Here is a 21910-nt window from a genome sequence, read left to right on the forward strand (position 1 = left end):
GCCCCCGTGCGCCCACCACCGCTCGTCGCCCTGGAGCCGAAGTATGTCCGTCCTACGTGTGCCCTCCTGGGTCACCATGGGAGTCCTCACCCTCTGCGGCATGGTCGTCTCACTGCAGCAGACGCTCGTCATCCCGCTGCTGCCGGACCTGCCGTCGATCCTCGACGTCTCCGCCGGCGACGCCTCCTGGCTGGTCACCGCGACACTGCTGACCGGAGCCGTGGCCACGCCGATCGTCTCCCGTATGGCCGACATGTACGGCAAGCGCAGGATGCTGCTCCTGGCGCTGTCGGTCATGACCGTGGGCTCGCTCATCGCGGCGCTGGGCGGGAACTTCGCCTCGATGCTCATCGGCCGCGCCATGCAAGGGTTCGGCACTTCCCTGATCCCCGTCGGCATGAGCGTGATGCGCGACCAACTGCCCAAGGAGAAACTCTCCGGGGGCATCGCCCTGATGAGCGCCACCCTCGGTATCGGCTCCGCGCTGGGCCTGCCCCTGTCCGGCGTGCTCTACAGCGCGTTCGGGTGGACCTCCCTGTTCTGGTCCACCGCACTGGTCGGCGCGATCCTCATCGCCGTCCTCCTTCTGGTGCTCGACGAGTCCGGTCAGCGCTTCCCCGGACGTTTCGACATTCCCGGCGCACTCGTACTCACGGTCGTCCTCGTCAGCCTTCTGCTCCCGCTGTCCAAGGGTGCGTCGTGGGGATGGGCCAGCGGGCAGGTCATCGGCCTGGCCGCGCTCTCGGCCGTCTCGCTGGCGATCTGGGTCCCCTTGCAACTGCGCACGCGCGAGCCCATGGTGAACCTGCGCACGGCCTTCCGGCGCCCCATCCTGCTCACCAACGTCTCCTCCTACTTCGTCGGGTTCTCGATGTTCCTGAACAGCCTGGTCACCACTCAGGAACTGCAGGTCCCCACCGAGACCGGGTACGGTCTGGCCCTGCCTGTGGCCGTCGCCGGGCTGGCGATGGTGCCGGGCGGCCTGATGATGCTCGTCTTCTCGCCGGTCTCCAGCCGTATGCTCAACCGGTGGGGCGGAAAACCGACACTGCTGCTCGGCGGAGCGGTCATGGGCCTGACCTACCTGTGGCGCATGTTCAACAACGACGCCGTCTGGGAAGTCATGTTGGGCAACATGAGCGTCAGCGTGGGCAGCGCCATCGCCTTCGCGGCGATGCCCACCCTGATCATGGCGTCCGCGCCCCGGAGGGAGACCGCCTCGGCGAACGGGCTCAACACCCTGGTCCGGTCGCTGGGCACCTCCAGCAGCAGCGCCGTGACCGCCCTGGTCTTCGCGTCGCTGACCGTGACCGTGGACGGGGCGGTCTTCCCCTCCGGTGAGGCCATGACCCTGGCTCTCTTCCTCGGTCTGGCCGTGTGCACGGCCAGTGTGCTGTTCGCCGCCTTCATCCCGGTCCGCAGAGACACCGAGGAGGAGGCGGACGCAACGCCCAGCGGGGCCGCAGGGGCCGACCCGGCACACCGCGCCGGAGAAAACGAGGAACAGGTGGGATCATGAGCAGGCCCGACAGCCGGAGCACCATTCTCAGCGCCGCACGGCAGCTCTTCTCCGAACACGGCTACACAGAGGTGACCATCCGAGACATCGCCGCGGCCGCAGGGGTCTCCCCCGCCCTGGTGATGAAGCATTACCAGAGCAAGGCCGAGCTGTTCAACGAATTGGGCCCCAACGACATCCCGTTGGCCGAACTGGATCTGCCCCGCTCCCAGCTGGGGCGCGCCCTGGTGCAGAAGATCCTCACCCGGCGTGAACACGGGATCTCCGACCCTCTGCTGGTCGCGGTCTCCCACGTGCGCGAGTCACCCGACCCCGACCACACCCGCGAAGAGGTACGGGGGCGGCTCCTGAGCCGCTTCGGCGACCTGATCGGGGACACCACCCCCGACCGCCGCCACGCGAGCGCTGTCGCTTCCCAGATACTCGGTCTGGCCGAAGGGATCAGGGTCCTGGGTCTGTTTCCCACCGAGGAGGTCTCCCGCGACGCGATCCTGGACCTGTACGGACCGCTCGTGCAGACACAGATCGACGCCTGCGCGCAGCCGGAGCAACCAGGCCCCGGCCCCACGCGCTGAAGCCGCGGCCCCTGACCCGCCCGAGCAGCTGACCTGCCGACCATGCGCCTGCTGATCGATCCGGGATCGCCCACCGACCGCCGCAGGCAGCCGCACCACACGTACATGGCGGCCGAGGGCGGGGAACCCGATGTGCGGCTGTACCGCGTGGGCACCCGTCTCCGAGCGGAGTGGGCCCAGCGCAGCGCCGGAGGCCGGCCCGGGACGTGTTCCGGACCGGACGGGGGGTACGTCTCCATCAGCCGGGAGGCGACGGCGACCAGTGCTGCCGCAACCGTTCGGCCAGATCCGGGCGCCCGAGCCCCTCCAACATACGGGTCAACCGTGTCAGGACCGCTTCCTTCTCCTCCTCGTCCAACCCTCCGACGAAGGCCTCCAGGATGGGGTCCGCCTTACCCTCACCCGTGCCTACGGCCGGTGTCGCCCCTTCGGCCGTGGTGGCCATGGCATCAAGGGCCTCCCCGGCCTTCTCGATCTCGTACAGCATCTCGGGGTTCTGTTCGTACCACCACACGCGGGCGACCTCCGGATCGCTGAGCACGTCCCGGCGCAGTTCGTCCACCCGCTGCATGCGCACACGGTGGATGGCCTTGTGCACCTCGTTGCGTGGACCGACCCGTTCGCGTTCACGTTCGATGGCCAGGTCGTCCTTGTCGGCAGCCAACGTGACGGAGACGGCGACGTCGCGTACGGCGTCGTCACGAAACCCTTGCTTGTCGGAGACCGCACAGGCGATCTCGGCCTCGGCCGTGCCCCGGTCACCGAGGCAGTACCGCGCCCCCACCTCCGTTGCCACACGGATGACCTCACGTTGGATCCGTGCCGTAGCCCGGGCCCGGGCTACGGGGGAAGCGCCGTTCCACGAGACGATGACCTCGAAGGAACCGTCGAACCACATGCCCTCGGCATTGGTCGGGACACGTGCCTGAAAGGCGTGTGTGTCATCGGGGGGCCTGAAGGCGATGCTCCAGGACGGGACCTCACCTCGGGTGTTCCTGCGGCGTCCGATCACCGGTCCTCCTCACGTTCGTTCAGCAGCTCGAGCAGCCGGTCCGGGACCGTCCCCTCCAATTCATGGGCGCACTTCCAGCGTTGGACGGACCGTTCCAGGTCACGGTGGAAGACCTCGTCACCGTGCGCAGCCGACCAGAGGACCTCGAACGCTGCCTTGCGCTCGCGGCCTCCGGACTCCAGGAAGTCGAACCAGTTCCACAGCGGTCGGCCGGTCTTCTGTCCGGCACTCGTGAGCGTGCGCCAAGCATCGACGAGCACATCGGGGGCCACACCGTCACTGAGCACAGTTGGTACGGAGGCGTCGCCGCGGTCACCGAGAAGGCGTGCCAGGGCCGTGCCCGCCACCGCTTTCCTACGTCCTTTCCCGGGATCCGCCGTCCAACTTCCCAGGGTCCGTAGAACCACGGCAGTGTGGTCGGGTTCGGCCGCGATGTCCTGGAGCGCGCTGACCAGATTCTGGTCCCACAGGGCCGAGGCCTTCTCCGTGATGAGCCGGATCCTGGTCAGAGCGCTTTCGGGACGCACACGACCATAGACTCGGCAGACTTCCAGAACGGTCCGGTCCTTCATCGGCGATCCGGTGCTCCGCACGATGTCATACAGGGCGGCCCGGACCAGTGCCCCCAACTCGGGGGTGACCGCTGCTTCGGCGATCGCCGGAACCGCATACCACATCAAGTCGCGGGAGACCCCCCAGAAGTTGATCAGGGACTGCACCGGGGCCACGTCCTCGTGGCGCCGCGCCAGCTCGAACCAACGCCGTGCGGCCTCGACCTTCCTGTCCGTCGGGAGGTCGAGCACAGCCTCGGCCGCCCATTCCTGGAGAGAGCCACGAGTACCGGGATGCTCCCGCCAGAGGTAGTCGAGCACGTCGGCGGCGCTCCCCGGCCGCTTGAAACGCACAGTGTCCTCCCGCACTTGGGCGCCCGTCTCCCAAAGGTGTGGCGTGAGGCCTTCACCGGAGATAGGGGTGCGCCAGAGCGAGGGAATGTGCCATCTTCTGGCCAGCCGGTCGGCGTGTTCGACGATCACCGTACGGTGGCCGCCCTCGAGCACGGCCACTGTGGCCAGAAGCACCCGTCGGAACTCGGTGTCCAAATCCTGGCGCTTGAACCAACTTGCCAGCTCTTCGGTGGCGTCGGCGCACTCCTGGAGGACCTCTTTGATCCAGGTGGTGTAGTCCTCGTCGGTGAGGGCTCCTTCCCCCGGACGGCACTCCTTCGCTTTGTGAACGATCCGCAGGGCCCGGACGGGTTCGGCTCCGTCCAGAGTCTCCTGGAGCCCACGGTGTCCGAGCCAGTGTGCAGTGTCGGTGTCTCCGCAGCGGCTGCGCATCACCCGGTCGAAGACGTCGACGGCGCGGGCCGATCCGTCGATGGTCAACCGGCTCTGCAGGTCCTGCACATGTTCGTTCGCCTGTTCGGCACGAGCGATGAAGACCAGCATGCTCTCTGCCACACGATTTTGCTTCACCAGATTGCGCAAGGCGACCTGGTGCGTGCTCTCCAGGGCGGGGAACGAAGTCAGGTCGAGATAATACGTATGGTCGGCGTCGAGGTCGATGTGGGAGACGCCGGCGTCCTTCTCCTCGAGATCGAGAGTGAGCTGTTCGATCGGTTTTCCGGGCCGACAACTCACCAGAGAGTGGATGGCCGTCACCGTGCGACCGGTACCGGGCCTTCCCATGATGACCCCGGTCCCCGATCGGTCGAGTCCGGCGAGAAAGGCCGAATACGCGTGTGTGTCCGGGGGGCAGAAGGTAGAGACCACCTCTTCCACCCGCTCCCGCGGCACCTCAGCGGTCTGCCTGAGCCTTCGTGTCGTCTGTTCACCGATGTGCTGGTGATAATGGACGTCGCCCTTGATCTCCCCGGCCTGGAGCGCCTGCCCGGTGTTCTTCCGTATCCGGTTCGCCCACTGCTCCTTGCGTCGCTGCGTCTCGGACCGCTCGTCCCTGTCGTTCTGGTCGTCCCGGTCGTCCGTGGGCCGTGTCTCCTCCCCCGATGCCGGGCCCTTCTGGTCCTGGCGGTCGGTGCCCTCCTCCGGCCCGTTCTCCTTCTCACGCTCAGCGCTCATCACGGCCCCCGAAGTTGACACCTCCGTGGACCGTTCCGGCTTGGAACATCTGGCCGCTGTTGTGCCCGACCTGGTTGACGGTCGGAGAGTCCGGGGAGTCGGACGCCGGGCCCGACGCATCCGAACGACCACCTCCGCCAGGGGTCTCCACGGGTTGTTCCGGCGGAGAGCCCCAGGAGGGTGTGGGTACGAAGAGGTACCCCTCCGCCTGGAAGTCCTTGCTGGGTACGGAAGCGTGGACGGGCTTCCACCGGGCACTACTGATCGAGGTGAAACCGCCCAGCACCACCTCCTCGTAAACGCGCCGGGAAACAATGGTCGCCAGCAGAGTGGTGTCGGGATCGGTGTGCTTGAGTTCGTCGCGGACCGGGTCCGAGTCCAGGAGACGGTGGGTACTGATCATTGCTTCGCCCATGGCATCGATCCCGCTTCCGTCACCCAGGTCCGGCAAAGGGCCGACGTCGATGCTCGCACGCAGGCGCATACGTAGACTGCGGTCGTGGGCGGCCAGGAAAGGTTGGACCTCTTTCAGCGCGCGCTGGAGCTCTTCGAGGAACGGATCGATGAGGAACGGCAGGTGTTCGGGATCGGCCCCCATCACGTACCCGTCGCCGTTGTGCCGGGGAAAACGCGCGTTTTTCCAGACCGAAAGCATATCGGAACGGGTGAACGCCTGTTCCAGGACCTTCAGGATCATGGGGCCGATGATCTGCTGATGGTGGGCACTGGTACGGCTGAAGTTCTCCATGTCCACGGCGAGAACGGCCCGGTAGGGAGGCAAGGGCGCACTCTTACCGAGCGAGGAAAGATCGATGTCCATGGTGGCTCCTCACGTCGGGCAGCCGCTTTTCGACTGCCGAACGTCAGCCTCCACGTACGCAGGTTCTTGCTCTGTTCATTTCTGAACGCTACGAGCGAGGTGTGAGGTGAAACACGTCATCAGTCCTTGGGTGAGCCGTGGGCCAAGGACTTCAGGGCCGCCAGATCGAGGAGGGCGACGTACTGCCGTCCGGTCCTGATCAGCATTTTCTCCTTCAATTTTGTGTAGGCGTTGTGGACCGAGGTGCGGGACAACCCCACAAAACCGGCGATATCTTCTTGCGGCAGGGCGATACGCAACAGGTGACCGCCACCCTGCGGCACACCCGCTCGGCCCAAGGCAGGCGGCATGGGCTCACCCAACATCCCGGCGAGCTGGACGAGCGCCGCCGACAGTCTGCGCTCGGCCGACAGAGTCGCCTGCTGGACCCGGAGCTGATCACTCTCGGCCTGACGCATGAGAACACTGCGCCACAACGCCGTTTCGAGGCCGAGCTCAGTGAGTCTGCGTTGAAAACGCTCTGCGGAGAGGAACACGGTGCTCCCGCCGTTGACCGCGGTCACGGTGGCGTTGCGGACCCTGCCCACAGCTGTGAGCGCCGGTTCCCCCAGGACCTCACCGGAGGTCCGGAACGCCAAAGGGACAGCAGTACCGTCCGTGCTCACGGAAACGACTCGTGCGCTGCCGTTGAGGATCAAATGTACGCCGGCACCGTTATCTCCCTGGCGTAGGAGAGTCTGGCCCGGGGTGAAAGCACGCGGAACGATCGAGGAGGTCAGGGTCCTCCACTGTGCATCGGTGATCAGCCCACCAAAACCACGCCTGAGCATCGGGGGTATTCCTCTTTTCTTGACGGTCTCCCGGAATTCTCACCCCGGAAGGGGGGAACCGCCCGTTCATGGCCGAACCCGGCCACCCCTGTGCACCGTGCGTGCACCCTCCATGTCCAGATGAGCAGAGCCGGTACAAGAATCCTGTCGGTCTCGATCGTCCGGGCACGACCCGGGGCATGGACGAGTCATCCGTGCCCCGGGGCGGGCACGCGCGCCCGCGACCGGTGCGGGGCGGCCTCAGCCGCCCGAGCCGATGGTGGCCACGGCCGCGTCGATGCGTTCGGCCATCTCGATGTCGCGGGTGGTCACGGCACCGGTCGACTCGGTCCGCACGGTAAAGGTGACCCCGCTGTCGGTGGTGCGGTGTTCGAAGGAGTGCCCGAGTCGGCGCGCGGCCTTCTCCGCCTGGTTCAGCAGCGGGGTGACCCGGTCGGTGGGCAGCTCCACGTCCCTGGTCAGGCCGGCGGTGTCGCCCTGCCAGGCGGGGAGCCGCTCCAGCGCCCGCTCCAGCGTCGGTCGATCGAGCCGGCTCGGGCTCCCGGACTCCCCGGTGTCGGCACGCCCGTGAGCGCCCTCGGGATCATGGGCCCACTGGGCGAGCTCGCCGGGAAGCTGGGAAGCCAGGTCTTCGGCGAGCCCCGGTTCACTCTCACGGATCCCGGTCAGGACCGCCCCCACCAAGCGCACCCCCTTCTCCTCGGGGCAGCCGATCTCTTGTGCGACCTCCTCCGAGAGTGCTCCCGTCGTCTCCATCTCGGGAGCGTCCGGCTGGGCGGGGACGTGATCCCGCAGAGCCGCGGGGAAGTCTGCGCGCAGGCGTTTGCGTGTGTCCGGTCTGGTGTGCCGGGCCAGGGCACCCGTCACTGCCTCCAGTGCCCGGCGCGCCTCGTCTTTGTCGACCGCGTTCCCCTCGCGGACCACATGCTCCATGAGTTCCTGGTAAGCGATCATTCGTCCCCCTCGAGTCGCTGGGACCGGCGTGTTCGCGCTCCGGTCCCTGTTCGTGGTCCTGACCGGGGACGGCCTCGCCAAACGTCGGGGGCGCCGGTGCGGGCCGTGGCCGGTACCGGCGCCGACGGCCGCTCGATCGGTCCCAGTGTTGTCCGGAGGGCGCCCGGTGCAGAGCGCAGGACGCGGTTCTTCGGCCACCGCACCATCGGTCCCCGAATCCGGCCTGTGGACAACCCGTTCCGGGCCTGTACATCGCGCGATACTCATGACATGTCCTCTTCACTCGCCCCCCTCCTGCTGGCCGCGCTCTTCTCGGACCTGCCCCACGAGAACCACATCCTGACCGTCAACACCGGAAGCGTGCGGTCCACGGCCGTCGAGCGCCGGGGAGAGGGCTTCCGGGTCGAGCTCCCGGCGGTGGTCGAAAGGCTGTGCACCGCCCTGGCACGCGGAGACCTCGCGTCGGTGGTGCTGCGCAGCTTCACCGACGAGGTCTCACACACACGCACGGACGGGGTCGACATCCCCGTGAAGCTGGTTCGCGGATGGTGGGCGTGCGACCGCACCCTGTACCCGCTCGACGAGACCGCGATGTTCGACGCCCACTGCATGGACGCGGCATCGGGAGAGCCTCTCCCACCGGAGGAAGGGGTGAGGTACACGGACGCACCCGAGATCGATCTCGCCGTTTTCCACGAGAACTGAGCGCCCCCTGTGCATCGCGCACACGGTTGCATCCGAGAACACGGAACGGACGGGACCCGAGGTGGACGAGGCACTGCGCCACCGGTCCCCACGCGCCCCGGTGCATCCTGTTGGAGGAGGTGTTCGCGGGGTGGACACCACCAACCGCGGGCAGATCTTCGCGCTCCTGATCGTCCTGGGGGCGGACCGGGTGTTGGCCAGGGACCACACTGGCCCACGATGGGCCGCAAAGACCTTCGCCCCTGGTGAGGCCACCGGTGATCCCGGCCGTGTGTTCGGTACCGGCCGGTGCGCTGCGGGCCTCTCCCCCGGTGTCAGCGCACGGTCGGCGACCCGCAGCACTTCTTGTACTTACGCCCGGCCCCGCACCAGCAGGCCTGGTTGCGCTCGGGCGGCCAGGGCTGCAGAGCACCGGGGTCCAGGGCCTGGGCCCAACGCTCGCGGGTGGCGGGATCGGCCGGGTCGAGGTCGGCGGCCATGGCGAAGGCGGTGATCTGGTCGGGTGTGGCCGTGGCGGTGTGCAGCGGCACGCCGGGGGTGTCCCGGGCGGCAGCGCGCAGGGCGCGTTCGACGTCGTGGTGGTGGGTGTGCGCGTCGGTGACCAGGCCGTGCGCGCGGGCCTCGTCGAGGTGTTCGCGCGCGTAGGCCACGTACACGGCCGGGCCGCCGCCTTCCTCCTCCTGCGAGGCGCCGTGCAGGGCCTGTTCGAGCATGTCCGTCTCGGTGCCGATCCCGGGCCCGGACTCGTCGGCGGCGCGGGCCTGCTCGTCGTGGGCGTCGGGGGCGAGTCCGAGGCGTTCGCGCACGCGTGCGCGTCCGGTGAGCAGGACGAGCCCGAGGGGATCGAGCTGCCGGACGATCTGCGCGGGTTGGGCCAGGATACTGCGGCAGGCCACGTTGTAGCAGTACAGGGCGGTCTCGGGTGCGCTCTCGGCGTACTCCTCGGCGAGGACGGCCGCCATCCCGCGTCCGAGCGCACCGGGGCGCAGGAGGTCGCCGATGAGCCGGTCGGCCTCCTCGGTTCGGCCATCGGAGCGCAGGATCTGCGAGAGCATGTGTGCGGCGTACTGGCGGTGGTCCTCCTGCGGGGCGTGTTCGCGAAGGACCTGGAGGAGGGCCTCGGCGGAGGCGGCGTCGTGCTCGCGCAGCTCCCCGGCGGCCTCCAGGAGGATGTCACCGACGGTTTCGGGGGCGGCGGCCATGGCGTCCACGTGGCGTTGGGGCAGATCGAGGTCCAGGACGGCCGTCACCAGTTCGGGCGGGAGCGGGGCCGGGGTCGCGCTTTCGGTCATGGGCACAGGTTAGTGCCGCATCGGCCGAGGTTCTCCGAGGGGCCGCGGGCTCTCGTAGGGTGTGTGCCGCTGTGACTAAAGCAGCATGACTCCAAGATTGGATCTACTCAAGAAAAGGTGCTTTACTGGGGCCATGCACCAGACCGACACCGAAACTGTCCTCCGGGCAGCTTCGCTACGTGTGACCGGGCCCCGGGTCGCGGTACTGGAGGCTGTCGAGGCCCACCCGCACTCCGACGCCGCCGCCGTACTCCAGGTGGCCCGCGCTCGGCTCGGTGCGGTGTCCAATCAAGCGGTGTACGACGTCCTCAACGCCCTGACCGGAGCAGGACTCCTACGGCGTATCGAACCCGAGGGGTCACCCGCACGCTACGAGCGCCGTGTGGGCGACAACCACCACCACGTGATCTGCCGTCGATGCGGCGCGATCTCGGACGTGGACTGCGCCACAGGAGACACGCCCTGCCTCGAGGGCTCGGACGACCACGGCTTCGTCGTCGACGAGGTCGAGGTCACCTATTGGGGCATGTGCCCCGCGTGTCAAGCAGCCTGATCCTCCAGCTCTTGTCGCACAGCATCGAAGGTCTTCACCCAAGGAAGCAGGAGTCCATGTCGCAAGACAACACCAACCCGATGACCACGGCCAGTGGTGCACCGGTCGCCAACAACCAGGACAGCCTCACAGCCGGCCCGCGCGGCCCGATGCTGCTCCAGGACCTGTGGTTCCTCGAGAAGCTGGCGCACTTCTCCCGTGAGGTCATCCCCGAGCGCCGCATGCACGCCAAGGGTTCGGGTGCCTGGGGTACTTTCACCGTCACCCAGGACATCACCCAGTACACCAAGGCTGCGATCTTCTCCGAGGTCGGCAAGCAGACCGAGATGTTCGCCCGCTTCTCCACCGTCGCCGGTGAGCGCGGCGCCGCCGACGCCGAGCGCGACATCCGCGGTTTCTCGCTGCGCTTCTACACCGAAGAGGGCAACTGGGACGTCGTCGGAAACAACACCCCGGTCTTCTTCTTCCGCGACCCGCTGAAGTTCCCCGACCTCAACCGCGCCGTCAAGCGCGACCCGCGCACCAACATGCGCTCGGCCGAGAACAACTGGGACTTCTGGACCAACCTGCCCGAGGCCCTGCACCAGGTCACCATCGTGATGTCGGACCGCGGTATCCCCTCGGGCTACCGCAACATGCACGGTTTCGGTTCGCACACCTTCTCGTTCATCAACGACGACAACGAGCGTTACTGGGTCAAGTTCCACTTCCGTACCCAGCAGGGCATCGAGAACCTGACCGACGAGGAGGCCGCCGAGGTCGTCGCCGACGACCGCGAGTCCGCCCAGAAGGACCTGTTCGAGGCCATCGAGCGCGGCGACAACCCCAAGTGGACCCTCTACGTCCAGATCATGCCGGAGGCGGAGGCGGAGAACTACCGCTTCCACCCCTTCGACCTGACCAAGGTCTGGTCCAAGAAGGACTACCCGCTCATCGAGGTCGGTGAGTTCGAGCTCAACCGCAACCCGGAGAACTACTTCGCCGACGTGGAGCAGGCCGCCTTCACCCCGGCGAACCTGGTCCCGGGCATCGGTGCCTCCCCGGACCGTATGCTGCAGGGCCGTCTCTTCTCCTACGGTGACGCCGCCCGTTACCGCGTGGGTGTCAACCACCACCAGATCCCGGTGAACTACCCGCGTGGGGTCAAGCAGGTCAACACCTACCACCGTGACGGTGCCATGCGTGTGGACGGCAACCAGGGCGGTGTGCCCGGCATCGAGCCCAACTCCTACGGCCGTTGGGCCGAGCAGCCGGCCTACGCCGAGCCTTCGCAGGGTGTGGGGGCCACCGCCGACCGGTTCGACTACCGCGAGGACGACGACAACTACTTCCAGCAGCCCGGTGACCTGTTCCGCATGATGAGCTCGGAGGAGCAGCAGCGGCTGTTCGCCAACACCGCTCGCGCCATCGACGGTGCTTCCGAGGTCGTCGTCGAACGCCACATCAACAACTGCACCAAGGCCGACCCGGCCTACGGTGAGGGTGTGCGCAAGGCCATCGAGGCCCTCAAGGCCGGCAACCTCTGAGAATGAATGTGCCACGTGAGATGCCCTGAACGGCATCCGCGCACATGAGGGGCCGGCGTGGTCCTCACCGACCACGCCGGCCCCTTTTTTTGCCTGATGGGGCCTGTGCCCGGCCCCGTCGGTCAGTCCTTCGCGGGCAGGAGGTCCTTGCGCCCGAACATCTCGGCGGTGGCCCTGGCACTGGGGATGCCCGCGTCCAGGTCGGCGCCGGCCTCGACCAACGCGGCCACGACGGCGTCCTCGCCCTTGAACAGTGCCCCGGCCACGGGAGCCTGATTATTGTTGTTGCGCAGGTCCACGTCGGCGCCCCGCCCGATGAGGGCGGTGACGGTACCCGCGTGACCGTGGTACGCGGCCAGCATCAACAGGGTGTTGCCGTCATCGTCACACACGTCGACCGGAAGACCGTGGTCGAAGAACTCGAGCAGTTCTTCGGTCTGCCCTGCTCGGGCCAGGTCCATGGCCAGTTCGATGACACGTTTGGTCTGCTCCTCGGAAAGTCCACTCATCGCTCCAGGCTAGAGCGTGTGCGGGCTGTTCCGGCCATGTGGAAACGCTTGTCCCGGCTCACGTGCGGAAGGTGTGAGGGCCGAGAACTCGGGATCGGGGCGGGTGGTGGTCCGTCGGAGCCTCGAGCCTGGCCCGACCCCGGCGAGCCACCCACCCCCGGTACCACGAGAAACCCCGTCCCGCCCCCACCGAAGATCCGAGGGGAAGGACCCCCGTGCCTTGTCAGGGCAGCAGGGCCGTGAGCACATCCAGGGTGCTGACGCCGAAGCGTGCCCCGGCCTCCAACCCGGTGGCGAGGAAGGCCAGCAGCAGTACGAACACCAGCAAGCGGACCGGCCCTCGACGGGTTCCGGTTCCGCCCCCGGTTCCGGCTCCGCTCTCCTGGTCGGCGTGGCCGTCGAGGAAGGGCCGATCGATCCGGGCGATCTCGCGCCGCAGGTCCTGGACCTCGGAGTGGTAGTGGTCGCGTTCCTCCCGGACCCGCTGCAGTTCGGAACGTTCGGCCCGGACCGCGGCCCTGGCGTCGACGACGTCGGTGTGGGCTCCCTCAGGGCCGCGTTTGGCGTGCCAGCGTTCCAGGCGGGACAGCGGCAGGTCCGCGTACTGGGTGGGCCAGTTGGCTCCGCTGTCGTGGAAGGCGGGGTCGGTCTCGGGTTCGGTCTCCGTGACGTAGTCGAAAGCGGGGACCGCGTCGTGCGCGACCATCAGCGGCGGGGCCTGTTCCGGGGAACGCCCGTGTGGGAGGAGCCCCTCGTCCCTGTTCCCTTCTGCGGTCCCGGGGCCGGTGTCCTCGGTCCGGGTGTCCTCCTCGGTGAGGCGGGCGGGGCCCCCGAACGCTTCCTCGGCATGCCTGCGTGCCCCGGTGCGTGCGTGGGCGCTCTCCAGGTCGAGATCGCCGGGTGCGGAGGTGTGGTTCTCGGGGCTCTCGGGACGTTCCTCGGGGGGCTGCTGAAGTTCTCGGGGCTCCTCGGGGGTTTCGGGGGGCTCGGGGGCGGAGGCGCGGGGGAGGTCGAGAGGCGGGGCTTCGTCGGCGGGGTTCGAAGGGGGATCGTATGGTTCGGGGGCCCCGAAGATGGGATGGTCTGCGCGTGCGGTCGACCCGGGCCTGCGTTCACCGAAGAGGACGCGGGAGGGCCCCGGTGGGCGTTGGGGCGCCTCGTGCACGGAGGGCTCGGGCGCGTGCGTCTCGTCCCCGGGCCTCTCACGCGCAGACGCCTCGTGCGCGGAGGAGGGCGCGTCGAGATCCTCTGCCTCCGGCAGCGGCTCACCGTCCTCGCCCTCGGGCGGACGGTTCAGGCGGAACGAGGGGTGCGCGCCGGCCACCGAACGCGAGAGCGGGTACGGGCGTGGGCGGTGGTGCTCGCCCGTGTGAACGTGATCGTCTGCGCGGCCGGGACCGTCCACAGGTCCGGGGGCACCAGCGGGATCGGGGTCATCGACGGGACCGCCCGTGCAACCGGGGGAACCCGCGGCCGCCGGCGCGCTCGCTCCGGGCCGAGGGGCGGCGCGGGAGGAGACCCTCCTCTCCGCCTCGTCGTCGGTGGGCAGCGGTTCGGCGGAGGGGAGGTCGACGTCGCTCCCTTCACCGGGTGTGGCCTCGGCCCCGTCCGCAGGGCTCACGTCCGCCCCGGGACCCGGCCCCGACGCCACGGTGGCCGCGCGCGGGTCGAGCCACTCCAGCAGCAATGCGCGCCGGTCACCGAACGTGGGCGCGTCGGGGACGCCGCGTTCGTGCAGGTACTCGGCAAGGGCGTCTCCGCCCTCGTCCCGCAACACCTCGACCAGGCGCTCGGCGACACGGCGGTGGTCCGGGGGCGGCGGGTCCATGAAGGGCCCGTCGGTCTCCTGCCCGGGCGGGCCGAAGGACAGGTGCCGGCCTTCGGTGCTCAGGTCGGGGTCGTAGGTGGAGAACGACCACTGCCACCCGGCCGCGGGGATGGCCCGGGGCGGGGTGAGTATGTCGTGCAAGATCCGGTGCACACCCCACAGCACCCGGATCTGGGTGGCCTGCCACAGGTCGGCGTTCTCGGGGGCCAGGGCGATGCGGATCGGCCGCTCGGGGCTGCACAGGGCGGAGGCGACCGCGCCCACGAGCACCGCTTGCCCCTGAACCGCGGTCTCGGCGGCACGGCGGTCCCGGGTACGGACGGCGCCCGGAGCGGCGGTGAGCTCCCAGGGGGTGGGGGTCGCCAGAGTGGGCATGCTCGCCCAGCCGGGCGTGGGCGGCCTGCGCGCGGCGGGCCTGGTGTTGGGGTTCTCGTGCAGGCTGAGGATGCGGGGCAGGGTGAGCCCGTGGGCGGGGCCGACCACGGCCCATGCGTGGGCCTCACGGACGTCGCCGGGCCAGCGGTAGACGAGGGCGGCCTGCCCGTCGGCGTAAGTACGCGACCACAGTGTTTCGGGCAGGTCTGCGGGGGCGGTTCCGGGCAGGGCGGAGCGGTAGTCCACGGTCAGTGCGGGGACGAGGCGGTCGCGCCAGGACCGGAGGGCGGGCTGGTCGCTCTCGGTCAGGGAGGAGGCGGCGGGGCCGGGCCCCACGCGCCCGAGCAGGGTGGGTTCTGCCCAGGCGAAATGGATCTGGTGGTAAATGCTCTCCGACACGTGCCCCTCCTCGGCGTTCCGTGGACGAGCGGCGGGGCCGCCCCGGTAGGGAAGGTATCCGCTCGGGGGCCGCGAAAACCGCACGATCGCACATATGTACACCTATGAGACAGAAGGTGTCCTTGTGGCACTTCTGTCCATCTGCGGCGCCACCTGTTCCCAGGTGTCTGGAAACCGGTTCAGCTCTCGCTCTGCCGGATGGCACCCACGACCGCGTCGGTGAGGTCGTCGATGATTTCGCCCCCGCTCACCTCCGGGTGCTCCAGCCACCACTCCCCCGCCGCCTGGACCATGCCCACGACGGCGTGCGCGACGATCTGCGAACGCGGTCGGGAAGTGATGTCGCGTTCGGTCACGAGCTGTTCGGCCAGTTCGTCTCCGAGGCGGCGCACCATGAGCCCCAGGTCGCTGCGGGTGCGCCGGTCCTCGGAGGTGGCCCGGTCCATGAGGAACCGGTACAGGTTGAGGTTCTGGGAGATCATCGACAGGTAGGCGCCGACCGTGGCACGGGCGCGCACCTGGAGTTCGGTGTGCTGGTGCAGCTCGGCGCGGATCCGTTCGATGAGGGGATCGACGTGGCGTTCGGCCAGCGCACGGTAGAGCCCGCCCTTGTCGCCGAAGTGCCGGTACAGGATCGGTTTGCTGATGCCGGCCTCGGCGGCGATGGCGAGCATGGAGGCGTCGGGGCCGTCGCGCTGGATGACGCGGTCGGCGGCGTCCAGGATCGTCCGGCGCCGCTCGGGGTCGCGTCCGCGCGCGCTGCGTTCCCGGGCGCGGGGTGCCTGGCGCGGGCGGGCACCGTTCTCGGTCGGGGCGCTGTGCTGTGTTTCTTCGAGGGCCACGGGGCTTCACGTTAGCGGGTCTGCGGGGCAGGGGGCGGGGTCCGGTCAATCGTGCAGGGTGATCCAGGTGGCGCGGGCCCGGGCCAGGAGGCGTCCGTCGGCGTCGTGCAGGGCGCTCCCGGTGAGGACCTTGCGCCCTTGGACGGCGTGCAGGTGGCCGGTGACCACGTGGGTGCGGCCGATGCGCGGGACCGCGGTGACCTGGGCGGTCATGCGTCCGAGGACGATGGGGCGCCCCTGGATGTCGCTGGACCATCCTCCGGGGCAGTCGAGGGCGGCCCAGGTCCGGCGCAGGTCGACGTGCCCGGTGCCGTCGTCGAGTTCGGGCCCGGGGACCCAGGTGCAGGCGACGGTGTTGCCGATGTTGTCGGGCCCGTGGCCGGAGCGGACGCTGCCGGGGAACAGGCGCAGTCCGTCGCCCGGTCCGCGTTCGGGTCCGCAGCTGTAACAGCGCGGGAAAGGGTGCCCGTCATGGCCGGGGTAGCGCTGCTCGGCGTCCCGGGCGGTGGCGGTGTCGACGGGCCCGCCGGGGACGGCCTCCTCGGTGAGGTCGACAGCGCGGGCCTCGGCCACCAGTCGGCGGCCGCTCATGGTGAGGGTCGTGCCGTCGGTGGCCAGGGTCAGCGGGGTCTCCAGGGGCGGCGGGGTACGCAGGGTGACCTCCACGGCCGGGCCGCCGGGCGCGGTCAGGCGTTCGGCGAGCAGACCGGCGCTGTAACCGCCGTTACCCGATCCGTCGGGCCCGTTGTGGGCTGTGCCGATGGTGACGAGGGGGTCGCCGTCGACCGGCGTGATGTGGCTCATGCGCCACAGGATAGGCACGGGCCCTCCCCTCCACCCCGGCCGGGGTGCCCCGGCATTGCTCAGACCGGGAGCCAGTCGGTGTTTCCGAGCAGGTACACGGCGCCGACGAAGGCGACGACGTCGATGAGGGTGTGTGCGACGATCAGCGGCATCACTCGCCCGTAGCGCAGGTAGAACCAGCCGAAGACCACACCCATGACGAGGTTGCCGAAGAACATCCCCACCCCTTGGTAGGCGTGGTAGAACGCGCGCAGCACCGAGCCTGCCAGGACGGCCTTCCACGGGCTCCAGCCGAGTTGGGCGAGCCGGTGCAGCAGGTATCCCACGACGATGACCTCTTCGAGGATCCCGTTCTTGGCGGCCTGCAGCACGAGCACGGGCACGTCCCACCAGTTGCCCTCCAGGGTGCTGGGGGTGATGGTGAGCGTGAGCCCCAGGCGCCAGGAGAGAACATAGACGGCGAGTCCGCCCAGGCCGACGAGGGCGGCCAGCCCCGCACCGCTGGACAGGTCGAACCCGGGCCGGCGCAGGTCGAAGCCGATGGTGCGGGCGCTGTCGGAGCTGCGGTGCAGTAGGTACACCACGAGCGCGACGGGTGCCAGGGCGAAGACGACCGCGTGCAGTTGCAGGGACAGGTCGAGCCAGGGACGGTCCTCGGCCCGGGTGTTGACGAGGCTGGTGCTCTGCTCCGAGAGCGACTCGGGTGCGGTGGCCACACCCAGGAAGGTGATGGTCGCCGAAACGGCCGCCGCGCCCAGGGACAGCGCCAGGACGCAGAGGATCTCCCAACGGATCAGGCGCGGGGTGAGCGCGGAGGCTGCGGGTGTGCGGTGGCCCGGTGCGGCGTGGGTCTTGTCGGTCACGTGTCGAATCTACGTGCCGGGGGCGGGCTCGTGCCACGGAAGCGGCGACCGCCGGAAGGGGGACGGACCCCCCGCCGGGCGATCGCCGCGACGATCGATCGGGTGCAGGACCACCGGTGCTGCGTCGGTCGGGCTCTGCCCGTTGCGGAGCGGTGCTCAGGTTGGTGCACCACAGGGCGGCGGAGAGCCCGCACGGTAGTTCCTGTACGGGCTCTGCGCCGGCACGGCGAGGTGCCGTACTGAGCAGCGCGACGGGGCGAACCCCGGCCGATGCGGTGCTAATAGCCCTCCGTACCGTCCTCGGGCGCCTCGTCCACGCCCGGATCCTCGGGGACCTCGACACCGGGGTCGTCCGTACCCGGGTCCTCGGGGGCGGTGTCGTCACAGGCCGCCACACCGAAGACGGCCGCGGCCGCGATGGCGCTGCCTGCCAGGGTGCGGCGGAGCGTGGTCAGGGTCTCGTTGCTGATGTCCTCGAGCTTCACGGTGGCTCCAACAGGTCGGGGATGGTGTGCCGTGGGTCAGCCCGGAGCGGACCGTGGTGGCCCTCTCGCGATACTCGGCCCGAACCGAGGACACGAACCGGGCGTTATTCATCTGTTACCCAGAACCGTCAGCTTATTCCTGCCTCCGTTCGGTGAGCAGAGGTGGACCCGCCCTCTTCTGGCCGCAGAAAGCCGTCGACCATGCGCGTGTGACACGGACGCGCATGGTCGACGGCTAGGGGGGTGGCGGTCACCCCCGCCCCGCCCCAGCCACGAAAGCGGGGAGGGGGTGACCGCCGAGGGAAGGGAAGAGCCAGAGTCAGTGAGCCGCTGAGAACTGGTCTTCCTCGGTGGAACCTGTGAGGGCGGTGGTGCTGGCCTCGGGCGAGATGGTGGTGCTGATCTCGTCGAAGTAGCCGGTACCGACCTCGCGCTGGTGGCGGGTGGCGGTGTAGCCGCGGGCCTCGGCCGCGAACTCCTTCTCCTGGAGCTCGACGTAGGAGGCCATGCCGTTCTCGGCGTAGCCCTTGGCCAGGTCGAACATCGAGTAGTTCAGGGAGTGGAAGCCCGCCAGGGTGATGAACTGGAACTTGTAGCCCATGGCGGCCAGCTCGCGCTGGAACTTGGCGATGGTCGCGTCGTCCAGGTGACGCTTCCAGTTGAAGGACGGCGAGCAGTTGTAGGCGAGCATCTGGTCGGGGTACTCGGCCTTGATGCGCTCGGCGAAGTCGCGGGCGACCTCCAGGTCCGGCGTCGCGGTCTCCATCCACAGCAGGTCGGAGTGCGGCGCGTAGGCCAGGCCGCGGGCGACACAGGCGTCGACACCGTTGCGGAAACGGTAGAAGCCCTCGTCGGTGCGCTCACCGGTGATGTAGGGCCGGTCGCGCTCGTCGATGTCGCTGGTGATCAGGGTCGCGGCCTGAGCGTCGGTCCGCGCGATGACCAGGGACGGGACTCCGGCCACGTCCGCGGCGAGGCGGGCGGCGCTGAGCGTCTTGACGTGCTGGCTGGTCGGGACGAGGACCTTGCCGCCCAGGTGACCGCACTTCTTCTCGGAAGCGAGCTGGTCCTCCCAGTGCACGCCGGCGGCGCCGCCGGCGATCATGCCCTTCATCAGTTCGTAGGCGTTGAGGGTGCCGCCGAAGCCGGCCTCGGCGTCGGCGACGATCGGGGCGAGCCAGTCCGGGGCGTCGTCGTCACCCTCGGACCAGGTGATCTGGTCGGCGCGCAGGAGCGCGTTGTTGATGCGGCGAACCACGGACGGAACGGAGTTGGCCGGGTACAGGCTCTGGTCCGGGTAGGTGTGACCGGACAGGTTGGCGTCCGCGGCGACCTGCCAACCGGAGAGGTAGATGGCCTTCAGACCCGCACGGACCTGCTGGACCGCCTGGTTACCGGTGAGCGCTCCGAGAGTGTGGACGTAGTCCTCGCTGCCGAGGAGCTCCCAGAGGCGCTCGGCACCCCGACGGGCCAGGGTGTGCTCTTCGGTGACCGAACCGCGCAGCTTGATCACGTCATCGGCGGAGTAGTTCCGCTCGATACCGGCCCAGCGGGAGTTGGTCTCCCACTCGCGCTGGAGCGCGGCGCTGGCTTCCTGGCGACGAGCGCTGGTACTCATGTTCGTTCCCGCCTTACGTGTAGTCCCCAAGGTGTTCGTACCGGTCGAGGGAGTCCTGTCCGGGGCTGAGGGGTGAGCCCCGGCCGGTAAGTTCCCCGCCGGTAACTATGATTCTTCGGGAAGATCCAAGAGTTTTCCACCCAAAATTTGATGAAGATCCTTGATTCTTTCCGTACCATGAACGCATGACGTACTTTGGGAACGAAGAAATCCCGTCTTTGACAGGTGACCTAGATCTCGTCACCTTCGGGCAGCGGCTCCGCCACCTCCGCCGCGCACGCGGGATGACCCTCTCCGACCTGGGCGAGCGCGTGGGGCGGGCTCCCTCCCAGCTGTCCCTGCTGGAGAACGGCAAGCGCGAACCGAAGCTGTCGCTGTTGACCTCACTGGCCACGGCGCTGGGCGTCTCCGTCGAGGAACTGCTGTCCAAGCAACCCCCGAGCCGGCGCGCACAGCTGGAGATCTCGGTGGAGGAGGCCCAGCGCGACTCCCTCTACCAAGGGCTGGACCTGCCGCACCTGAAGGTGGGCAAGCGAGTCCCCAACGACGTGCTCGAACACATCGTGGGCCTGTACGACGAGCTCAAGCGGCGCAGCGCCAAGCCGACCGCCTCCCCCGAGGAAGCGCGCCGCGCCAACGCCGAGCTGCGCCGGCAGATGCGCGAGCGCGGCAACTACTTCGAGCACATCGAGCGGGCCGCCGCCGAGACCCTGCGCGCGGTCAACTACACCGCCGGCCCCCTCTCCCAGGGCCAGATCCTGGCGATCGCCACCCACCACGGCTTCAGCCTCAAGTACGTGCAGGACCTGCCGCGCTCGGTGCGTTCACTGACCGACCACGTCAACCGGCGCATCTACCTCAAGCGCGAAACGACGCTGGGTATGCACAGCCCGCGCACGATCCTGTTGCAGACGCTGGGACACGTGATCCTGGGCCACAGCCGCCCCTCCGACTTCGGCGACTTCCTGCGCCAGCGTGTGGAGGCCAACTACTTCGCCGCCGCCGTGCTCATCCCCGAGTCCACAGCAGTGAAGTACCTGCAGGAGGCCAAGGCGGCGCGGGACCTGTCGGTGGAGGACCTGCGCGACGTCTACTCCGTCTCCTACGAGATGGCCGCGCACCGGTTCACCAACCTGGCCAACCGCCACCTGGACCTGGTCTGCCACTTCATCCGCAACGACGAGACCGGCATCATCTACAAGGCCTACGAGAACGACGGACTGGTCTTTCCCACCGATGAGTCCGGCGCGATCGAGGGCCAGCGCATGTGCCGCCAGTGGGCCGGACGCCAGGTCTTCGCGTCCCCCGACCGGTACTCGATCTACTACCAGTACACGGACAAGCCCAACGCGACGCACTGGTGCGTGGCCCACGTCGACCCCAGCAACGAGCACAACTTCGCCATCACGCTGGGAGTGCCCTACAAGGAGTCCCGGTGGTTCCGGGGCCGCGAGACCACCAACCGCACCAAGTCCAACTGCCCCGGCGGCGAGTGCTGCGTGCACCCGCCCGCGGACCTGGCGGCGCGTTGGGAGGGCAACGTGTGGCCGTCGGCGCGTGCCCACTCGCACGTGCTCTCGGCCCTGCCCTCGGGGACCTTCCCGGGCGTGGACGAGCACGACGTGTACACGTTCCTGGAGCGCCACAACCGGGATTGAGCACGCCCCCGTGTGCGCCGTGGTTCGGAGCGGTTCACAACCCCAGGGCCGTGGGCAGCCACAGGGAGAGCTGCGGTACGAACACCACGAGGAGCAGCACCGCCATCAGCGCGAGGTGCACCGGGCCGATCCCCGAACCCCTCGACGATCACCAGGAGCGAGGGCACCGCACGCCAGATCACGAGGAGCCCCTGCCTCAGGGACACCCGCTCGGTGGAGCGCAGCCTGCCCGGCCGGCGCCGACGGGTGGTCCCGGGCAGTGGAACACCGGAGCGAGGTGGCCGGTGTCGACACGGATCATTACCGGGGTCACCTGCGCGCCCTCGAGGAACGGCGCGGCCGCTTCATCGAGCTCGGGGCGACCTCCTCCGACCACAGCCACGTGGACATGCGCACCGATCCGCTCAGTACCGGGCAGGCCGAGCGCATCTACCGTTCCGCCCGCGCGGGGGCGGCCACCCCCGCGGGGACCACGGTGTTCCGGCGCCACACGCTGTCGGAGATGGCCCGGATGTCCACGGAGGACGGCCTGGGCATGACGCTGCACCCGGGCGTGCTGCGCAACCACCGCACACCCACGTTCCGGGGGTTCGGCGCCGACACCAGGGCGTTCTGCTCGATCCCGGCCCTGTCAGGGAGGCCGCGGGCGCGGTCGTCACCGACGA

General features: G+C 68.9%; 19 protein-coding genes and 1 pseudogene. 7 read left to right on the forward strand and 13 right to left on the reverse strand.

Annotated elements, in window-relative coordinates:
- Positions 1–43 precede the first annotated feature (43 nt).
- Both D473_RS24425 and D473_RS0108025 read left to right on the forward strand, forming a co-directional pair.
- Positions 44–1519, forward strand: a complete 1476-nt coding sequence (locus D473_RS24425) for an MFS transporter (protein WP_017608559.1) — start codon at positions 44–46, stop codon at positions 1517–1519.
- Positions 1516–2094, forward strand: coding sequence for a TetR/AcrR family transcriptional regulator (locus tag D473_RS0108025; protein WP_017608560.1), 579 nt, complete (start codon positions 1516–1518; stop codon positions 2092–2094). The genes D473_RS24425 and D473_RS0108025 overlap by 4 nt, the downstream gene beginning before the upstream one ends.
- Positions 2095–2332: 238 nt before the next feature.
- Here the strand turns inward: D473_RS0108025 and D473_RS0108030 are convergent, their stop codons facing one another.
- The 5 genes from D473_RS0108030 to D473_RS0108050 form a co-directional block, all read right to left on the reverse strand.
- Positions 2333–3106 (reverse strand): hypothetical protein, encoded by a 774-nt coding sequence (locus D473_RS0108030; protein WP_017608561.1) that lies wholly within the window; start codon positions 3104–3106, stop codon positions 2333–2335.
- On the reverse strand, positions 3103–5184 hold the full coding sequence (locus D473_RS24430; protein ID WP_020380408.1) for a hypothetical protein: 2082 nt from the start codon (positions 5182–5184) through the stop codon (positions 3103–3105). Before D473_RS24430 ends, D473_RS0108030 begins: the two co-directional genes overlap by 4 nt.
- Complete coding sequence (locus D473_RS0108040) at positions 5174–6004, reverse strand: hypothetical protein (protein ID WP_017608562.1); 831 nt, start codon at positions 6002–6004, stop codon at positions 5174–5176. The genes D473_RS24430 and D473_RS0108040 overlap by 11 nt, the downstream gene beginning before the upstream one ends.
- 119 nt (positions 6005–6123) lie before the next feature.
- Positions 6124–6810: a Crp/Fnr family transcriptional regulator gene (locus D473_RS0108045; protein WP_338044137.1), complete on the reverse strand. Its 687-nt coding sequence runs from the start codon at positions 6808–6810 to the stop codon at positions 6124–6126.
- A gap of 264 nt (positions 6811–7074) precedes the next feature.
- Complete coding sequence (locus D473_RS0108050; protein WP_017608564.1) at positions 7075–7788, reverse strand: DUF2267 domain-containing protein; 714 nt, start codon at positions 7786–7788, stop codon at positions 7075–7077.
- 270 nt (positions 7789–8058) lie between these two features.
- On the opposite strand from D473_RS0108050, the gene D473_RS0108055 reads away from it, so the two are divergent.
- Positions 8059–8493, forward strand: coding sequence for a hypothetical protein (locus D473_RS0108055; RefSeq protein ID WP_017608565.1), 435 nt, complete (start codon positions 8059–8061; stop codon positions 8491–8493).
- A gap of 314 nt (positions 8494–8807) precedes the next feature.
- Here the strand turns inward: D473_RS0108055 and D473_RS0108060 are convergent, their stop codons facing one another.
- Positions 8808–9785 carry an SEC-C metal-binding domain-containing protein gene (locus tag D473_RS0108060; RefSeq protein WP_017608566.1) on the reverse strand — a complete coding sequence of 326 codons (978 nt, stop codon included), beginning with the start codon at positions 9783–9785 and terminating at the stop codon, positions 8808–8810.
- A gap of 133 nt (positions 9786–9918) precedes the next feature.
- Between D473_RS0108060 and D473_RS0108065 the strand changes: the two genes are divergently transcribed.
- Entirely contained in the window at positions 9919–10338 is a 420-nt protein-coding gene (locus D473_RS0108065) for a Fur family transcriptional regulator (RefSeq protein ID WP_017608567.1), read from the forward strand.
- 56 nt (positions 10339–10394) lie between these two features.
- Complete coding sequence (locus D473_RS0108070; RefSeq protein ID WP_017608568.1) at positions 10395–11864, forward strand: catalase; 1470 nt, start codon at positions 10395–10397, stop codon at positions 11862–11864.
- Positions 11865–11986: 122 nt separating this feature from the next.
- Here the strand turns inward: D473_RS0108070 and D473_RS0108075 are convergent, their stop codons facing one another.
- The 7 genes from D473_RS0108075 to aceA all read right to left on the reverse strand — a co-directional run bounded on the left by D473_RS0108075 (position 11987) and on the right by aceA (position 19587).
- On the reverse strand, positions 11987–12373 hold the full coding sequence (locus tag D473_RS0108075) for an ankyrin repeat domain-containing protein (RefSeq protein WP_017608569.1): 387 nt from the start codon (positions 12371–12373) through the stop codon (positions 11987–11989).
- A 223-nt stretch (positions 12374–12596) separates the two neighbouring features.
- A complete protein-coding gene (locus tag D473_RS0108080; RefSeq protein ID WP_026126725.1) occupies positions 12597–14975 on the reverse strand; it encodes a hypothetical protein in 2379 nt (792 codons plus the stop codon).
- Positions 14976–15154: 179 nt separating this feature from the next.
- Complete coding sequence (locus D473_RS0108085; protein ID WP_017608570.1) at positions 15155–15817, reverse strand: TetR/AcrR family transcriptional regulator; 663 nt, start codon at positions 15815–15817, stop codon at positions 15155–15157.
- 45 nt (positions 15818–15862) lie between these two features.
- Positions 15863–16621 (reverse strand): hypothetical protein, encoded by a 759-nt coding sequence (locus tag D473_RS0108090; RefSeq protein ID WP_017608571.1) that lies wholly within the window; start codon positions 16619–16621, stop codon positions 15863–15865.
- Positions 16622–16680: 59 nt separating this feature from the next.
- The gene (locus D473_RS0108095) at positions 16681–17484 is read right to left on the reverse strand and encodes a CPBP family intramembrane glutamic endopeptidase (RefSeq protein ID WP_017608572.1); all 804 of its coding nucleotides are present in this window, start codon (positions 17482–17484) and stop codon (positions 16681–16683) included.
- Between the two features lie 278 nt (positions 17485–17762).
- Positions 17763–17969 (reverse strand): hypothetical protein, encoded by a 207-nt coding sequence (locus D473_RS0108100; protein ID WP_017608573.1) that lies wholly within the window; start codon positions 17967–17969, stop codon positions 17763–17765.
- 319 nt (positions 17970–18288) lie between these two features.
- A complete protein-coding gene (aceA, locus tag D473_RS0108105; RefSeq protein WP_017608574.1) occupies positions 18289–19587 on the reverse strand; it encodes an isocitrate lyase in 1299 nt (432 codons plus the stop codon).
- A gap of 218 nt (positions 19588–19805) precedes the next feature.
- Between aceA and D473_RS0108110 the strand changes: the two genes are divergently transcribed.
- Both D473_RS0108110 and D473_RS28660 read left to right on the forward strand, forming a co-directional pair.
- Complete coding sequence (locus D473_RS0108110; protein ID WP_017608575.1) at positions 19806–21245, forward strand: helix-turn-helix domain-containing protein; 1440 nt, start codon at positions 19806–19808, stop codon at positions 21243–21245.
- A 115-nt stretch (positions 21246–21360) separates the two neighbouring features.
- Positions 21361–21837: pseudogene (locus tag D473_RS28660) on the forward strand (glucuronate isomerase); the annotation flags it as partial.
- Between the last annotated feature and the right edge of the window lie 73 nt (positions 21838–21910).

The organism is Nocardiopsis xinjiangensis YIM 90004 (assembly GCF_000341145.1).
Classification (GTDB): domain Bacteria; phylum Actinomycetota; class Actinomycetes; order Streptosporangiales; family Streptosporangiaceae; genus Nocardiopsis; species Nocardiopsis xinjiangensis.

Bases quoted from the DNA above. Each gene is read 5' to 3' on its own strand.
- D473_RS24425 (WP_017608559.1), top strand. From the start codon at position 44: ATGTCCGTCCTACGTGTGCCCTCCTGGGTCACCATGGGAGTCCTCACC.
- D473_RS0108025 (WP_017608560.1), top strand. From the start codon at position 1,516: ATGAGCAGGCCCGACAGCCGGAGCACCATTCTCAGCGCCGCACGGCAG.
- D473_RS24430 (WP_020380408.1), bottom strand. From the start codon at position 5,184: ATGAGCGCTGAGCGTGAGAAGGAGAACGGGCCGGAGGAGGGCACCGAC.
- D473_RS0108040 (WP_017608562.1), bottom strand. From the start codon at position 6,004: ATGGACATCGATCTTTCCTCGCTCGGTAAGAGTGCGCCCTTGCCTCCC.
- D473_RS0108050 (WP_017608564.1), bottom strand. From the start codon at position 7,788: ATGATCGCTTACCAGGAACTCATGGAGCATGTGGTCCGCGAGGGGAAC.
- D473_RS0108055 (WP_017608565.1), top strand. From the start codon at position 8,059: ATGTCCTCTTCACTCGCCCCCCTCCTGCTGGCCGCGCTCTTCTCGGAC.
- D473_RS0108060 (WP_017608566.1), bottom strand. From the start codon at position 9,785: ATGACCGAAAGCGCGACCCCGGCCCCGCTCCCGCCCGAACTGGTGACG.
- D473_RS0108065 (WP_017608567.1), top strand. From the start codon at position 9,919: ATGCACCAGACCGACACCGAAACTGTCCTCCGGGCAGCTTCGCTACGT.
- D473_RS0108070 (WP_017608568.1), top strand. From the start codon at position 10,395: ATGTCGCAAGACAACACCAACCCGATGACCACGGCCAGTGGTGCACCG.
- D473_RS0108075 (WP_017608569.1), bottom strand. From the start codon at position 12,373: ATGAGTGGACTTTCCGAGGAGCAGACCAAACGTGTCATCGAACTGGCC.
- D473_RS0108090 (WP_017608571.1), bottom strand. From the start codon at position 16,621: ATGAGCCACATCACGCCGGTCGACGGCGACCCCCTCGTCACCATCGGC.
- aceA (WP_017608574.1), bottom strand. From the start codon at position 19,587: ATGAGTACCAGCGCTCGTCGCCAGGAAGCCAGCGCCGCGCTCCAGCGC.